General features: G+C 48.7%; 14 protein-coding genes. 2 read left to right on the top strand and 12 right to left on the bottom strand.

Annotated elements, in window-relative coordinates:
• Positions 1-7: 7 nt before the first annotated feature.
• From ACE5LO_RS13835 to ACE5LO_RS13785, 11 genes are all read right to left on the bottom strand, one after another.
• The gene (locus ACE5LO_RS13835; protein ID WP_375520612.1) at positions 8-1,447 is read right to left on the bottom strand and encodes a PH domain-containing protein; all 1,440 of its coding nucleotides are present in this window, start codon (positions 1,445-1,447) and stop codon (positions 8-10) included.
• The gene (locus ACE5LO_RS13830) at positions 1,440-1,931 is read right to left on the bottom strand and encodes a PH domain-containing protein (protein WP_375520611.1); all 492 of its coding nucleotides are present in this window, start codon (positions 1,929-1,931) and stop codon (positions 1,440-1,442) included. Before ACE5LO_RS13830 ends, ACE5LO_RS13835 begins: the two co-directional genes overlap by 8 nt.
• A 64-nt stretch (positions 1,932-1,995) precedes the next feature.
• Positions 1,996-3,129 (bottom strand): plasmid pRiA4b ORF-3 family protein, encoded by a 1,134-nt coding sequence (locus tag ACE5LO_RS13825; RefSeq protein WP_375520610.1) that lies wholly within the window; start codon positions 3,127-3,129, stop codon positions 1,996-1,998.
• Between the two features lie 80 nt (positions 3,130-3,209).
• Positions 3,210-4,124 (bottom strand): aspartate carbamoyltransferase, encoded by a 915-nt coding sequence (gene pyrB / locus ACE5LO_RS13820; protein ID WP_375520609.1) that lies wholly within the window; start codon positions 4,122-4,124, stop codon positions 3,210-3,212.
• A gap of 67 nt (positions 4,125-4,191) precedes the next feature.
• Entirely contained in the window at positions 4,192-4,455 is a 264-nt protein-coding gene (locus ACE5LO_RS13815; protein WP_375520608.1) for a hypothetical protein, read from the bottom strand.
• A gap of 271 nt (positions 4,456-4,726) precedes the next feature.
• Positions 4,727-6,790, bottom strand: coding sequence for a methyl-accepting chemotaxis protein (locus ACE5LO_RS13810; protein WP_375520607.1), 2,064 nt, complete (start codon positions 6,788-6,790; stop codon positions 4,727-4,729).
• A gap of 150 nt (positions 6,791-6,940) precedes the next feature.
• Positions 6,941-7,789 carry a rhamnulose-1-phosphate aldolase gene (rhaD, locus tag ACE5LO_RS13805; RefSeq protein ID WP_375520606.1) on the bottom strand — a complete coding sequence of 283 codons (849 nt, stop codon included), beginning with the start codon at positions 7,787-7,789 and terminating at the stop codon, positions 6,941-6,943.
• A 164-nt stretch (positions 7,790-7,953) separates the two neighbouring features.
• Positions 7,954-8,946, bottom strand: a complete 993-nt coding sequence (kdgT, locus tag ACE5LO_RS13800; protein ID WP_375520605.1) for a 2-keto-3-deoxygluconate transporter — start codon at positions 8,944-8,946, stop codon at positions 7,954-7,956.
• A gap of 45 nt (positions 8,947-8,991) precedes the next feature.
• Positions 8,992-9,960: a tripartite tricarboxylate transporter substrate binding protein gene (locus ACE5LO_RS13795; protein ID WP_375520687.1), complete on the bottom strand. Its 969-nt coding sequence runs from the start codon at positions 9,958-9,960 to the stop codon at positions 8,992-8,994.
• A gap of 144 nt (positions 9,961-10,104) precedes the next feature.
• Positions 10,105-12,414 (bottom strand): helix-turn-helix domain-containing protein, encoded by a 2,310-nt coding sequence (locus ACE5LO_RS13790; RefSeq protein WP_375520604.1) that lies wholly within the window; start codon positions 12,412-12,414, stop codon positions 10,105-10,107.
• 406 nt (positions 12,415-12,820) lie between these two features.
• Positions 12,821-13,168, bottom strand: a complete 348-nt coding sequence (locus tag ACE5LO_RS13785) for a hypothetical protein (protein WP_375520603.1) — start codon at positions 13,166-13,168, stop codon at positions 12,821-12,823.
• 228 nt (positions 13,169-13,396) lie between these two features.
• On the opposite strand from ACE5LO_RS13785, the gene ACE5LO_RS13780 reads away from it, so the two are divergent.
• Complete coding sequence (locus ACE5LO_RS13780; protein WP_375520602.1) at positions 13,397-14,188, top strand: DNA-binding protein; 792 nt, start codon at positions 13,397-13,399, stop codon at positions 14,186-14,188.
• A gap of 124 nt (positions 14,189-14,312) precedes the next feature.
• On the top strand, positions 14,313-15,068 hold the full coding sequence (locus ACE5LO_RS13775) for a YdcF family protein (protein ID WP_375520601.1): 756 nt from the start codon (positions 14,313-14,315) through the stop codon (positions 15,066-15,068).
• Between the two features lie 79 nt (positions 15,069-15,147).
• On the opposite strand, the gene dat is transcribed toward ACE5LO_RS13775, so the two are convergent.
• On the bottom strand, positions 15,148-16,002 hold the full coding sequence (gene dat / locus ACE5LO_RS13770; RefSeq protein WP_375520600.1) for a D-amino-acid transaminase: 855 nt from the start codon (positions 16,000-16,002) through the stop codon (positions 15,148-15,150).
• Positions 16,003-16,028 lie beyond the last annotated feature (26 nt).

Genomic DNA, 16,028 nt, shown 5'->3' with positions numbered 1-16,028 from the left:
AAGCAGATCAACCTCGTTTAATATTCTTATACCATCCTAGAATCTCATCACAGTCTTGCCTGGTAATCCCCAACATGCGATATTCCCGTGCGTTCGCCGGAGAATAGATGTCCATTTCCAACTGATATAGGTGAAGTAATCGCTGCCACCATGATTGTCTTATATTTATGGACTCTGTGGATTCACGCAAAAGATACACCGTTGTCTGATTGATGCCGGATTTGCATAAAACAAACAAATTCGCGCAGATATCCCATTTGGTCTGGTCATAGATGTACTTTTTATATCTATAGACTAAATACAATACGGGAACGGTTGTCAAAAACCATAAGGTAAAATAACAACCAACAAGTATACTGAGTAAAAGCAACGATAAGATTGGAATCGCTGCAACAAATTTTGTGTTCTGGTGTAAAATCCGCTTTGGAGTTCTAAGCTGAAACTCGGGTAAGAGCCAATTCAACACGTCTGCTAATTCCGATTTTCTAATAGAAGGGATAAGCAATTTCACTCTCCGTTCCCCACGGTATCCGACGCAATCCATACAAACAGATGCATATCCGTACAAACGCCCAAACATCAGTTCTTTGATTCGAAGGGATTGGATTCGTTTCGCTTGGATTTGCACCGATTTTCGCCCCATCCACCCATGATGAATGGATATCACGTCTCCGTTTCTTGAAATATGCCAGCCTCTGTACCGAAATTGTGCCATCCCTATGGAGAATAACCAAGTAACCACTACGCATATCCCCAAGAAAATCAACAGATACAGCACCACTTTGATACTTTCATCCAAGGTTACCCCACTCCAAGTTTCCTGCTCAAACAATTCGATCAAGCTGACCTGTTCTTCTTCCGGTGTAGGATATAACCAACTCCACAAATGTTGAGTGACGGCGAGCGTGACGGGAAGTCCCAGCCAGAATGTATTCGAACTCATGGACAGCATCAAAATTTCTTTTTTGGTAACATGATGTTCTCTTGGTGCAGGAGCCACACTTCGGTTTTCGACCAGTCCAATTGACCCCTTGAGTAGATCCGCCATTTTTCTAGATGTAACCAGGTGAGCATCAGCATGAGCATTGGAATCACTCGTTTGCAGTTCAACATTGGCGATCCCGAGCAGCCGATAAATCCAGCTTTGCTCGATTTGTATATTATTAATTTTCATAAGTGGTATCGTTCTTTGCGTTACAGTAAAGACACCTTTTGTAATATGTAGTACCTTATGATCCAATTGATAGGTTTCTTTATACCAGGAAAGGATCGACCAAAACCCAGTTGCAACGCCGTACACTGTTGCTGCGATATATACCCAATAAGGTTGTTGCCCTGTCCCTGCCCGAATCTCATTTAATAGAAACGCGGCAAAAGGAATAATCAAATAACGGATTTGACTGTATATTTTATAGACAACTGTAACGGGATGATGCCGTTTAATCATAATAAGCATCCTTTTCGTCTAATTTGGACAATTCGATGATTTGTCTACGCAGCCGAACAGCGTCCTCCTCTGCCAGTCCCATAATAAAATGATGATCTCCTGCCGTTGTGATGGTTAGCTCAGATAAACCCAGTTTTTTAGCAAGCATATCTTGTTCCTGATCCACATGCTGTACCCGGCTAATTGGAATAATGGAAGAGTTATCGGACCATGCATTCCCCCATCGAATCATGATTTCATCGTCACCGAGGAGATAGCTTCTGCGGGAGTATTTTTTATGGACCCCGTAACAAACAAAGGTGAACCCCCTGATAAAGAAAAATAGTACCGCCAGGCAGGAAATCATCGTTAACCATCCCCAGGCCGGCAACCAAACTGCCCGGATAATCAAAGGGATGCTGCAGATAAGTAACCATTTAATCGTATGTAAGAAATACATAATATTCCAATAATGAATAACATTCGGATGAAGCTTTTGTTCCACCTCAATCAACTCCTGTTCTAAATACAAAAAACGACTATCAGACATAGCCGTTTTTATTCCCCACCTAAATCCATCGTAATTGAGTGTGCAGATCAGCCAAATTATCATGAAAACCCCAGCCGATCCCATCCGTTTTCAAAATAATCGCTTCAATGCGCTCCTCGTATTCATCGAACAGATCGGCTGTTTCATCCTCATTCAAAATACCAATGATACCGGCATACATGGATGCCATGCTATAGTAGAAGCGTTCATCGATATCCCCATAGGTTAGTGTGAAGTCAATTCCATTTTCGACATAGATCAGCTTCAGTTCCAGACTGTATTTTACACTTCCGGTCAATCTTTCGAATTCCGATATCGCTTGCTTCGCCTCTTTAAGTCTTAACTTCCCATAACCACGTTCGGGAAAAAATTCATTTTCAACCTTTTTTTGATACTCATAAAACAGAGATTCTACCGCTTCATCGCCTAGTATTCTTACTGCAAGAAACCTCTCCATATCTTTGCTGGCGCCATAACAAGCTTTCACCAAATCGATCAGTTGGTCATTACTTAATTGTTTCAGATGTTTATTCAGAACGGATTTCGTAAGCTTCACAGGTTTCTTGCTCTCTGAGAGCTTAACAAGTGATTTGGGAATAAGCTTGTCCTTTTGCCTTTGAAGCTCAAGGTTCACTTCCTCACATGAAAAAGATTCAGGATCATATCCCTCTCTAATCCAGCCAATAAACTGACCCTGCTCCGGATGGTTGGGAGTAAGCAAGACTTCTAACATATGCTGATGTCCCCAAACTCCTCCCACATCTTCCTGGGGACAACTGCGGGCTCCATCCAGACACAAAGGTGTTGGATCGGATGTCGATAAATCGCTTTTGATCAACGTAATCGTATGCCGCCAATCATCACCAAAATCGTAGACATATGTAAACACGGAATTTTCCTCGTCCACATGCTTCTGAACCACTTCTCTCCGTGCGTTCAGTTCCTCGCGCCCTTCTATATCTTCAAAAGTCGGAGTGGGCAGTTCGATAATTTGTCCATTGACATGAAACTGGTACAAATGATAATCTTCCCATCCCATGACCGTTTGGATGATCTTGTGAAGCTGATGAAACGTTACGTCAGGATGAAATTGAAATTCCCGCCAAATCTTCGGAGTAATCTCATCCAGTTCAATTCTGCAAGTATAAACCATGATCGTCTGTTCTCCTTTGCGTTACTTCAGTAACCGTCCATTTCATTCCACTCCACTCTTCCTCACGCATTTTCTTGACTTCATCTGCCAACTGTAGCACCGAGAAGTGAAGTGAGAAGGGCCATTCGGATAAACAGGCCGTTTTCGCTTTGCTTGAAATAAATGGCCCGGGGATCAAAGTCCACCTCCTGCGCAATCTCCTGATTTCTCGGCAGGGGATGCATCAACAGGGTAGCATCGGAGAATCGTTTCATGACCTCCCGGTCAATGATAATCTCTCCAGAAGATACTTTTTCATCACTTATTCGCTCCGTTTGCGTTCTCGTATGGTACAACACATCCACCGTGCCTGGGATCTCTTCAAAAGAAGAGACAGCGTGGTAGGAAACTTGTCTGGAGTTCAAGTAACTGATATATTCTGCAGGCATTTCCAAGCCTATTCTGCTGAAGCCATAAATTTCGATATCATCATACAGGGATAAGCTTTTTATTAAGGAATGGATGGTTCGTCCATTTTTCAAATCACCGAGAACTGCGACTTTGCTTCCGGAGATTTTTTGTTTAAAACTATAAATCGTATATAAATCAAGCAGCGCCTGTGTGGGATGCTCTCCAGTGCCCCCGCCCGCATTGATGATCGGCACGCTTGCCACTTCTGTGGCTTTGCGGGCAGCGTCATTTTCATAGTGGCGAAGGATGATCGCATCACAGTACCCCTGCACAACCCGTATGGAATCCAAAATGTTCTCGCCTTTAATCGCCGAAGACATTTCCCTCGCATTCTCCGTGCTGATCAATTTGGCTCCGAGCCGCTGTACCGCAGATTCGAAAGAGAGGCGTGTCCGTGTGCTCGGTTCATAAAACAGGGTAGCAACCACTTTGTGCTTGAGTATATCATCAAAATCCCTTGGATGGCTTTTCATTTGGTCAGCCAGTACGAACAGTTCATGAAGAAGGCCGGCAGTAAATTGTTCCGATGAAATGAGATGCTTCATTTTGTCCTCCATTGGGCTCGCATTTGTTTTAGAAGATTGTAGTCAGCTCATCAGCGAATGTAAATACTTATTTTTTAGGCCGGAACCTGCCCTGATACAGCACGGCATCGACCAATTCATAATCCTTGAGATGTATATGTACCTCCAAAGCCCTGACGATAAACAATCTCCTGGCAGGATCGTAGATAATATCTCCCGCAGGGTCCAGATCATATAGAGGCTGCGTGAACTTCTTGGCAAGGTGAAACAGATGAAACACCTCTCCCCAAATGATGCGCCCCGGATCACGGCTGTAATCCACCAGCAGCTTCTTCAATTTCTCCAGATCCAAGGAAATAACCGCCTTTATCCGCCTGATTTCGACATTTTACACTTGGATCTAATTATATCCCTCACTAGGTCCTATGTCACTGTTTTGGTCTGCATTTTCTTCAATTGTCAGGAATAAATTAATCCCATGGACCTGAATCAAAAGCCTGAAACTCATATTTTTAGTGAGTTTCAGGCTTTTTCATAGAATCAACTATTCATCATCATGCAAATTCTCTACTCCGTACACTGCAAAGGTCAGAGAGTCTGCAGAATGCTCTTATTTAGCGAAGTCACTCCACCTTGAAACGGGAAGCGGATGCGGCCAATGCGCTTGTCAGCTGTTCTATGCTTTCCACCATCACCGCCAGCTGATCCACCATGGAGGACTGCTCCTGAGCAGTTGCCGTCACTTCTTCAGCCGATGCGGATACTTCCTGTCCGGCAGCCGACAGGCTATGGGCGGATTCCAGCAGTTCGTCCTTGCTGTAATTCATGGTTGTAATTTCCTGTGCCATCGTTTGAATCCGGCCCGCAATATCTGTCACATCCTCTATAATATGCTGAAATGAATCCCTGGTTTTTTCAACAAATTCATCCTGTAAACCGGCAATATTCTGAATTTCGCCCACACTCTCATTGCTTTTCTCCACCTGAACAAGGGCTTGCCGGATAATACCCTCGATCTCCCCTGCCTGACGTGAGGATTGTTCCGCAAGCTTGCGGATCTCGTCGGCCACTACCGCAAACCCGCGTCCATGTTCTCCGGCCCGTGCAGCTTCAATCGAGGCATTCAAGGCAAGCAGATTGGTCTGGGCTGCGATTTCATTGATGGCCCCCGTAATCCTGCCAATTTGGGCGGAGCTTTCGGCAAGCATGGAAGTAATGGCGGAAATGTTACTTACTTCCCGTTCATTTCTATGGTTAACTTCAATCAGAGATTCAATAATTTCGTGATTGGCATGGAACACATTCATGATGGAAGCCGTTCTTTCCTTGATAGCTTCCGAGCTATGGCTGATAGAAACCATTTTGTTGCCAAGCTCCATAAATTGACCCACCATATGCTCTGTATTTTGCGACTGGGATTCCATGGCCGTGGATATTTCCGACGTAGCAATCGATGTTTCTTTTATAGATACCGCCGTTTGTCTGGAGGTTTCTTCCAGACGTTTTGTATTGCTGTTTAACACTTCAATCGAACGGTTCATATGCTCGATCAGCTGCCTGTTATTTTCCGCCATGACGTTAAAGCTGTCCGCCAGATCACGGAATTCACTTTTGAAGCTGCCTTCCGCCCGAATGGTCAGGTCTCCTTCCGCCTGCTTTTGGAATAACTCTTTAATACGAACAATTGGGAGCGTAATGGCACGGGAAAGAAAAATCCCCGCAATGACAGCAGCCGCAACAGCAGCTAGTATTACGATAACCATATCCTGCAGCAGCTTCACAAGCGGCCGGATAATATCACTGAAGCTGTCTTCGACAAAAACCGTCCAATCGGAACCGGGAACTTTGGAATAACGAATGTATTTTTCACGATTGGTGATCTCGCCTGTCTGAAGATCCCGGGAAGGCTGTAAGCTCAGCGCATTGGCATATTCCGGGGCTTCCAGCGCCTTTCCGGCAAGGGATTCATCCTTGGAATCATATATAACCGTGGTGCCGCGGCTGGTGACAAAAATGCGGCCTTCGTTGTTGATCTGAATGCCCTGCAGCATGTCCACAAACATCGACGTATCAATCGAACTGATCAATACACCCAAGACACTGCCGTCGTCCCCTTTAATAGGCTGTGCGAACGTAACCCCCAATTTCCCGGTCGTTTTGGATATGAGCGCATCGCTGATGACAGGCTCTCCTTTAAGTGCCTCCTTAAAGTACTCACGATCGGAGCGGTCTCCCTTCACCGCATCAGGACTGCTGGCAGCGACCACCGTACCTTTCGTGTCGATAAGCGCCATCACCTGAATGCCCAGGCTTCTCTCAAGATTCGCAAGCAGCAGGCTGTTGGCTTCAGTAATAAGCTCATTGTTCTGAGAGAAAAACTGTTCATCTGGTACGCCCTCACTGCGGTCGATCAGCAGCTCTTTAAGCACTGTATTATTTGAAGCTATGAACGTGGACTGCTGCTCCAGCTTCACGATGGAATAAATATTTTCACCGATCCGGTCAGCGTTGGCCTTGACCTCGTCCATGCTCTTATCCAGCAGCATCTTGGCTCCGAACAGATACATCACCACACCTGACGCCGTCAGTGCAATGACCAACAGAACGCTGATGTACAGCGGCAGCTTGACTCTAAGTGAAAGACTTGATAAAGCGAAACGCCTTTTGACCTTGCTTTGTGGTTTCATATGATGTCTCCTTTGATTTGAGTCCAATACTAGTCTTTTATGTACGCATAACATATATATCGGAAGATCTGGTTGAAAAAATTATTCATAAACTTAAAAAAAGACTCTACAGCCCGTAGGCTAAAGAGTCCCAAAACTGCAGCCACTATATCAAACACTTAAAATCCCCGCACACGGAGTTACCTCGAAGGTCTTGGCCAGAACAGCCAGCTCTTCGTCCGTTATTCTCTGCCTGATGTCTTTGCCAGCTATCAGCATGTAGATTTGCGCAGCTTTCTCGATCGTTTCAATCAATCCAAACGCTTCATCCAGGGTACTCCCTGTTCCGAATATCCCGTGATGCGGCCACAGCACCGCCCGGTGCTGCTTCATTTTGTCAGCTGTCGCGCGGCCAATGCTGCCGGAACCTGGTACCATCCAGGGAATAATGCCCAGGCCCTCGGGAAAAACGACAATGCATTCCGTGCACATTTCCCACAGCGTTTTTGTGAATTTTTTCTCATGTAATTCATGCACAAAACTCATGGCAACCACATGGGTCGCATGATTATGAATAACTGCGCGGTGCTGCGGGTCCACCTGCAGTCGTTCGATATGACTCATAAAATGGGAGGCAAGCTCGCTTGTCGGCACGGCTCCGCCCCGAAGTCCCCACACAAGCTCGATATGTTCCCCATCCGCCGCGACCCGCAGTACGCCCAGATTGGCCTCCGGGTCCCTGATCACATTTTTGAAGTATTTGCCCGAGCCTGTCACGATGAAATAGGTGCCTGCCAGTTCATGCACCGGGAACGCAAGCTTGATGGTGCGCTGCACTTGATGAATATCCATATATTTTGCAACCGTATCTTCATCGAGAATCCAGCTGACATTGCCGCCGTTCCGTTCATCCCAGCCGAATCTCCACATATCCCGGGTCAGCTCGGCCATTTCGCGGACAAACGGGATGTCAAGATCGGGAACGGCGGTTTCGCCTTTTGGCATGCCTAAGGTGCTCATGAACTCCACTCCTTGATCAAAGTGTATTTTGGATTGCTCCTGTTCATTATGATTTGCACCTTTAGCGTACTGCCGGATGTAGTTAGAGTCAATGAAATTATTTTTGTTTATGTTGTTTTGTTTTTGTTTATGTCTATTTATTGAAAAAAGGAGAGCAAGGTGCTTCACTGCAGAGGCAGATCGCCGGATCCGGTAATGTTGGGCTTCCCGTTTTTATTTTGGGATTTGGCCCAATAAGCGGTCAGAATCGGCACCAGAATGGAAGTGACGATCACGCAGGCCGCAACGAGCGCGGTAGCAGATTGGGCCGCAGGCAGAAATTCAGGCTTCATATTAGCCACAATGACGGGATTCGCCACGGCTGCGCCTGCTGTGCTGGAAGCCGCAAGGCCGGCAGTTCCGTTGCCGCCGCCGATAAATTTGTCAGCCAGCATGAGCGGGATGCCTGTAATGATAATGACCGCAATCCCCAGCAAAATTCCGAGTACGCCTGTCTGGAGGATCACGCCCAGATCGATGGTGCAGCCAAGTGCAAAGCCGAAGAATGGAATCAGCGTATGCGTTGCCTTACCGAAAAATTCACGAAAATCATGATCAAGATTGCCCAGCAGGAAACCAATCAGGAACGGCAGAACAGCGCCAACAAAGGTTTGTGGCTCAAACACCGCAAGTCCTGTGCTGCCCAATATGATCATCGTAACAAGCGGGCCGGATTCCAGCGACATCAGCACAAATGCGCCCGCTTCCTCCTTGGAGCCGTACTGCTGCATAATGGAAGCATACAGTCCCCCGTTGGTCATATCCATGGCCGAAACCAGCGCCAAAATAGATAGTCCTGCGAAAAATCCGGTCTGGATGCCTCCCTCCGGCAGGAAACTGGAGGCAATCATCGCCACAACCCAGGCGACAGCGATTTTGGTCAATACGAGTGTACCCGATTTTCTGAGTACCGTGCCTGTTGCGCGCACATCAATGGACGCCCCCATGCAGAAAAACCATACGGCCAGAATCGGCACCGTGCCTGTCATCAGTCCATTGGTAAATGATCCAAAATACTCACCCGCACCAGCCCAAAATGTATGCACAAGGGCGCCAATGAACAGGGGAACCAGCATCATTCCCCCAGGGATTTTCTCAATGCTTTGTTTAATTTTCATCCATACCCTACCTTTCTTTTAGCCATTGCATAAATTAAAGCGCTCTCATTTTCGGCTCAATCCAAGCTCCCGTATCAGCTGTGCTAACCTATCATGATTTTCTTTCAGTTGGCGGCCGAAACCTTCACCGTCTTTCACCAGCAATCCCAATCCGTTCTCTTCCATCTGTTCCTTGAATTCCGGATCTTCGGCTGCGTTCATAAAAGCCTGCGTCAATATATCTGTGACCTCGTCGGGTGTGCCTTTCGGCACCGCAAGTCCCCTCCAGGTTCCTGCGAAGGTGGCATCCAGCCCGGTGGCCTCCTTCAGGGTCGGAACTCCTGGAAGCGCTTCCGAAGGAACGGTATCATTAATTGCCAGCGTACGCAGCTTCCCCTGCTGCACGTAGGTTTTCACCTCTGCCGGACTTACAGGCACTGCAGCCACAAACCCGCTCAGGAGCGCCGATACCGCCGGTCCCGCTCCCTCATACGGAATATGCGTGAACGCAAGACCGCTTTCTTTTTCCAACGTCGCTGCAGCCAGATGCCATATGCTCCCTGTTCCCGCATTGCCCATCTTGATTTCACCGGGATGGGTCTTGGCATAATCCAGGAATTCAGCCGCCGTCTTCCACGGCGCGTCCGCCCGTACAGTGATGGCGGATGGATCGTGATTGATCTGTGCAATCGGCTTGAATTGCTCGTAGGTGATCGGAAGCAATCCGAGATGGGGAAGAATCGTCAGCTCTGTTACCATGCAGGTGACGGTATAACCGTCCGCTTTGGCATCCGCACCTTCCATTAACCCGATGGCACCTCCTCCACCTGTCCGGTTCACGACGACAACCGGCTGGCCCAGATGTCTTTCCGCCTCTTTCGCGAGTGCTCTCGCCATAATGTCCGTTCCGCCGCCGGCAGCATACGGGACGACCAGTGTGACCGGTTTGTTGGGAAAAGCAGCCGTACTGCGTTGCTCCGCATTCAAAGTCCAACCGTTCCCTTGAAAGGTTAAGAACCATACTCCCGCCAGCATCACAGCCGCCACTGCAAGTGCTGCCCAGCTTCGCCTTCTTCTGCTTTTCACGTCATCCCTCTTTTCTTCACGTATGCGGCCGTCGCCCGGCTTGACCTCCACAGTGTAATCCAGGGTGAGGGGCCAATCCATCGTTCAATCTGCTTAACGATCTTCAATAATGCCGGAGTAGCGCGATTTTGGCGGATCTGCATATCTGTTGGCAGATTTGCTGCTTTCCCGGAATTTGCCCGGAGTAACCGCTTTGATTTTACGGAATACACGAATAAAGCTGTTTTCATTCTGATAGCCGACCATACTGGCGATGCTGGCAATTTTGTGGTCGCTTTCCATGAGCAGCTCACATGCCTTTTCGATGCGCAAATGGGTCAGATAGTCGTACACGGTCGATCCGGTTTCTTCTTTGAACATACTGCTGACAGATGACACACTCATCCCGACATGTGCGGCGATATCCTGCAATCCGATGTTTTCCTGCATATGTTCTTCCATGTACTGAATCATATCCTGTACACGCTTGTACTCCTTTGTATGGCTGTGAACCTGAAACTGTTCCGCGACTTTGGCAGTAACCTGGCACAGCATTTGCTCAATGTCCGCCAGATCCATCGTCTGCACCTGGCTCCAGTTATAGTTGTTGATTTCCTCAGGCGGCTCCATGCTGCGGGCGGCAGTGATGTCCAGAATTTCCTCCAAAATATGATCCGCCGCCCTGTAGACCTGCTCCGGTTCTACACTATGCTCCCGGATGAGGGAAGCCCATTTCGCCACCAGCACTGCGTTCACACGGCTGTCCCTGGTCTGCAAATCCTGAATGATCTCGGCTGACCAGGCTTCCTCCATATCGGCGTTCATATGGTTATCCCAAGCCGCATGCTCGCGTACTCGCCCATAGCCTTCGTACAGCCGGTAAGCCAGAAGCTTGCGTGCTGCAGCATACGACTGCTCTAAAGCGGAAATATCCTGCACCTCCGGGCCAATGGCTGCGGAGACGGACAATTTCAGATGCCTGTTTACAGTTTCAATCAGCTTCTCCGCATCCAACCGCAGTTCCCCGGCACCGGCCGCAACGTCCTTCGACTGCAGCAGCACCACAAAGCTGTCCTTCTTCGCCGTTATACATACCGTCCTCCACGACAGAGCGAGCACCTCTTCCATAATATTTTGAAGAGCATATTTGAGCAGCATCCTGTCTTCCTCCATAAAAGAAGCAGCCCACTGCCAATACCGGTCAATGGACACCACCATGACGGTCAGCGGATCTGCGCTCCAATCATGAAAATAATGGCTCCATTTCGTGCGGACCTCCTTCATCCCGATGCAGCGGTTCAGAATATCCTGGATATACTTGCTCCTCAACTCGGGCAGGCTTCTTTCCGCCACAAATGTCTTACGCTGGAATTCCCCCACCCATTTGCCGATCACAGGCTCCAGATCATACAAATTGCCCTGGGGGCTTCCGCCGGAAGCCGGATGCAGCAGCTGGTGAATTCTGCGCAAAGGCCGGAAAGCTGCATAATTATAGTAGTAAATCGCCGAACAGCCTACGATGATCGAAACGAGGGACAGGAACAGCATCATGTTTCTGGCCAGCTTGACATTTTTGAGCAAATGGTCCATCGGCACCAGAGACACCAGCCTCCAACCGGTCACGTCCGAGAATGTCTGGTTGGCCATATATTCCTGGCCCTGTACCTTTACATAGCTAAACGGGCTGACATCAAGCTCATTTATAACCGTGTCCATGTCGGCTGGCTGAATGCCTGTGTTCAGCTTCGGATAGATCAGCTCTCCATCCAGGTTATATACATACTGCTGGCTGGACAGGTGCGTATACATTTGCGAGAAAAACAGATCGTAATCCAGATTGATGATAACCGCCCCTGCCGCCTTGCCGTCCGCCATCACCGGCCTGACAATGCTCAGCAGCTCGGTGCCGCTATCCCCCGCCTCAGAGCCTAGCCATCTCCGCTTGATCAGCAGTGGACGGTTCTCGATATCCTGAACCCACGTGGTCCAGGAAGCATCCGGTGCTTCCTCCCAATTCGCCTTGTAGCCAAAGTCGCTGGAGACCACGGATTGATCGGCAAAGTCGGCCACCGTCACCGATTGCACTTTTTTGTCTGCTGCAACACTTGCCAGCAGCTGTTGAACCTCAACAGCCTCAGTCCGCTTCCCGGAAGCTGCAGCATTCAGATATGACATCATTTCCGGGCGGTAGGACAAATCCACGGCCTTCTCGTCTGCCTCCCGGAAAGCACGGTTCGTAGCATCCATATTTATTTGCAGCAGTTCCACGTTAGGCGCATTCAGCTCGGTATCCAGACCTTCACGGTAGCGGGCGTACGACCCCAGCCCAATCAGTGTAATCAGCAGGGATACGCATAACGTAAGCAGCAGAATTAACCGGGTTTGTTTGTTTTTCAGCATATATCTGAATTTAAAACGGAACATGTATGCTTCATCCTTCCATGCTTGCTATCTCGCAGCAAAGCCCGCCTTGAACGGCCTGTTTTGTCAAATATATGAATCCGCCTTCTTTTTTCAAGAAAATGGATATCCCAATCTATTGTAGCTAATTTCCAACAGAATTGCAGTGCCGTTTTTTACACATGGCCGAAAAACAAAAAGACGGCAGACGCCGCTGCCGCTTTTTAGAGGTAGTTCAAAAAGTCATCTTTTGATCACGAAGGAAGTCAGGGAGCGGACTCGACATCGAATCTTGAATTCAGCCGGGCCTTCCGGTGCTCACGTACCCCTAGTACGCTCCGCTCCTCAGTCCCTACCTTCATCCAACCTTCTCGGTGCTGAAAACCTGACTTCTTGAACACGCACTTTTAGAAAAGTGTGGAAGGGATATTCATTTTTTATCGACCAGCAGCATCTGCACGGGCTTTAACGACATGGCAGGACGGATCGTTTCCTCCGAAATGACCTTTAGCTTGAGCAGGCTTGAGATTTTCGCCGGATCCGCTTTGGACAGCAGACGCCAGACCTCGGGGTCGGACAGCACCTCGTACAGCTTGTCGTCGTCATACTCCTTATTATTCTTCTGCACCAATTTCAATGTATACCCGCCCGACTCGAGCTCGCTGATTCCACGGTCCTGGCAGTATGCGGTTATTTCTTCGCGCAGGGCCGCCAATTCCTTCTCCGTCTCCTTCTGCCGCTGCTTCAGCAGATAATACCGCTTCACTTTTATATCCATCCTCTCCCCTCCTCTGCTATGTATGTATGCTGCCAGGCTGTTTTTTAGGACATGACGGTTGCACCCGGTACGGAGGAACTTTAATCATAGGGTTTTCTATTTCCACTTGACGATTGGAAAAAATTCACTTGGTCCAAATTACTAATTTTATTGTATTCTCCATATATTGATTGAATTCTCAACATCTTTTATACTTCTTGTATCCGGAAATTAAGGGAGGAAAAACATGTGGACAAGAGCAACCGTTCCGGGATAGAAGATCTGGACACCCTTGTAAATATGCTGAACATGGCTTTATCATTCGAAAACTGGGACAAGATCATAGAGCTGTCTGAAGACTTGCTCTCCCTTGTTTCCCTTAACCAAGCCGACACATTAAGGTCGAGCCGTACAAAATCTTTAGTTTATTACTACGGTTATGGTCATATGATGAAAGGACAAGCTCTGAAAAAGCTGCAGCAATACGATCAAGCCCTGGCATGCATTGCAGAATATGCCGAGTTGGGCCGGTTCGAGGGCCTTGACGATCGTGGACGTGAAGAAGTAGAATACTATCGCTTCAAAGCCAAAGCTAATCTGTTTGAAATCAATATGCTTTCCGGACAAACGGAGGTACTTGGAGATTTTGTCCGCTTTCTGCAGGAAAATCCTTCTGAGATGCTGCCCGGCCTGACCACAATTGTGGAGGCCGCCCGTAAGCATGAATTGAACATTGACGCCATTCTGGAGCAATTCTCCGGACAAATCCGGGAATTCGGCCATACGGGAGAGGCCGCCAATCTGGCCTTTTACCATTCCTTCCTGCTGGAGCTGGCCAAATACCAAAGCAGCCGGGATGAAAAAGACGCAGCAGCAGAAAGCATTTTGACCGTTCTGGAAGCGGCTGAGAAAATGAAGGATCATAGTAATTTCAGAAAATGTGCCGCCCTGTTCGAGATCATTCGGGACTCGGCATCCCCGGCGCAGAGAGAACGCTACAGAGGCATAATGCAGACGATTGTAGAAAAGGAGCTTATGTAATAACTCCATAGAAAAAAATCAAAACAGCTGTACCGCAATTGCCGGTGCTGCTGTTTTTTGTCCTCATTTCCGGATGCTATGTTACAATACATGCGACAAATACATATTAAAGGCGGTAGTTTCATTGATTTATCTTATCAAATTCGCATACAGCTTCATTCTGCCTCCCGGGCTGTTCGTGCTGCTGCTGCTGGTGCTTGCGGTATGGTTATGGCGATGGAGACGGGAACGTAAAGCGGCGTCGATTCTGCTGGCGATTACGCTTCTCTTCTATTTATCCTCCACCAATTTGGTGGGAGACGCCTTCATTGCCGGGCTGGAAAATGATTATCCGCAGCCCTCCGTCGTGCAAGGCGACGTCATTGTCGTCCTGGGCGGAGGCGCCGCATCCGGGACGCCGGACGTGGATGGGGAAGGCAATATGTACGGCTCGGCGGCCAACCGGCTCATCACCGCGGTACGGCTGCACGAACAAACAGGGTTGCCCGTTTTGTTTTCGGGAGGCCAGGTCTTTGCGGATAACGGCAATGAAGGGGACATCGCCCGCCGGCAGCTGCTCGGGATGGGCATCCCGGACAGTAGTATTCTGATCGAGAACCGTTCGCGCAATACGGAGCAGAATGCGCAGAATACGGCAGCCCTTCTGCGGGAGAAAGGCTTGTCCCGGCCTGTACTCGTAACCTCCGGCTTCCATATGGCCCGGGCGGTTCTGCAATTTGAGAAGGCTGGCGTTACCGTGCAGCCGTATCCGACCGACTATCTGGTGAGCCGGCCGATGAAGATGTATGCCGGCAGACTGTCCCCCTCTGCGGGGGCGATGTCCAATATGGGGCTTGCACTGAAGGAGCACTTGGGGATATTGGTGGCCAGGCTGGATTAACAGGAAAGCGAATAAATATAAAAACCTCGTTCCAGGTACAGGACAGACGTCCAAGGTACAGAGAACGAGGTTTTTTCATTTAACCGAGCAGCTCTGCTGCAGCGGCAGGCTTGATTTTTTGCTCAAATCCATGCTGCAGCAGTTGGGTAATGACACCCGGAATTCCGGAGCCGACCTTGATACCATTGATCATCGTGACCGGCATCACTTCCTTGGTCGTGCTTGTCACGAACACCTCATCGGCGTCCATCAGCTCTTCAAGGGAAAATCCTGTATTCCGGTACGGAATGCCGCTCTGCTTGGCGAGCCGTTCCACCACCTGCTTCGTAATTCCGTCCAGGATCAAAGGGCCGTTCGGATGTGTAATAATTACGCCCTTCTTGACGATCATCACATTGGAAGCCGTGCATTCCGTTACCCGCCCGTCACGAACCAGAATGGCTTCTTCCGCCCCTGCATCCGCCGCCTCCTGCCGTGCCAGCGTATTGGCCAGCAGATTCAGAGATTTAATATGACATTTATGCCATCTTTCATCATCCAGTATAATCGTGTTAATGCCTTTTTTCAGTTGCTCAACAGGACGCGCAACCTCTTCACAGTAACCGAGCATACTCGGCTCGGCGGATTCGGGAAACAAATGCGACCGCTTCGCTGCGCCACGCGTAATCTGCAGGTACAGAATTCCGTCCTTCTTCCCGAACGTTTCGGCCAGAGAATCCGCCATAGCGGACAGCTCCGCTTCGCTCCATGGCAATGTGATTCTCACTTCGCGCAAGCTTTGGAACAGCCTGTTCAGATGGGCCTGCTTCTCAAACAGCTTGCCGTCATAAATCCGGAACACTTCGTAAATACCGTCACCGAAATAGTAACCGCGGTCCAGGTAAGAGACCTGAATTTCATCTTCCTGCACAAGTCTACCGTTCCATAAAAACATGATCTCCACTCCTATCTTAGTGAATT

This window comes from Paenibacillus medicaginis, from assembly GCF_042138635.1.
Lineage (GTDB): Bacteria > Bacillota > Bacilli > Paenibacillales > Paenibacillaceae > Paenibacillus > Paenibacillus medicaginis.
The sequence above is the reverse complement of the archived record's forward strand: the minus strand, read 5'-3'. Positions and strand labels throughout refer to the sequence as shown.

Bases quoted from the DNA above. Each gene is read 5' to 3' on its own strand.
- ACE5LO_RS13835 (WP_375520612.1), bottom strand. From the start codon at position 1,447: ATGATTAAACGGCATCATCCCGTTACAGTTGTCTATAAAATATACAGT.
- ACE5LO_RS13825 (WP_375520610.1), bottom strand. From the start codon at position 3,129: ATGGTTTATACTTGCAGAATTGAACTGGATGAGATTACTCCGAAGATT.
- pyrB (WP_375520609.1), bottom strand. From the start codon at position 4,124: ATGAAGCATCTCATTTCATCGGAACAATTTACTGCCGGCCTTCTTCAT.
- ACE5LO_RS13810 (WP_375520607.1), bottom strand. From the start codon at position 6,790: ATGAAACCACAAAGCAAGGTCAAAAGGCGTTTCGCTTTATCAAGTCTT.
- rhaD (WP_375520606.1), bottom strand. From the start codon at position 7,789: ATGAGCACCTTAGGCATGCCAAAAGGCGAAACCGCCGTTCCCGATCTT.
- kdgT (WP_375520605.1), bottom strand. From the start codon at position 8,946: ATGAAAATTAAACAAAGCATTGAGAAAATCCCTGGGGGAATGATGCTG.
- ACE5LO_RS13795 (WP_375520687.1), bottom strand. From the start codon at position 9,960: ATGCTGGCGGGAGTATGGTTCTTAACCTTTCAAGGGAACGGTTGGACT.
- ACE5LO_RS13790 (WP_375520604.1), bottom strand. From the start codon at position 12,414: ATGTTCCGTTTTAAATTCAGATATATGCTGAAAAACAAACAAACCCGG.
- ACE5LO_RS13785 (WP_375520603.1), bottom strand. From the start codon at position 13,168: ATGGATATAAAAGTGAAGCGGTATTATCTGCTGAAGCAGCGGCAGAAG.
- dat (WP_375520600.1), bottom strand. From the start codon at position 16,002: ATGTTTTTATGGAACGGTAGACTTGTGCAGGAAGATGAAATTCAGGTC.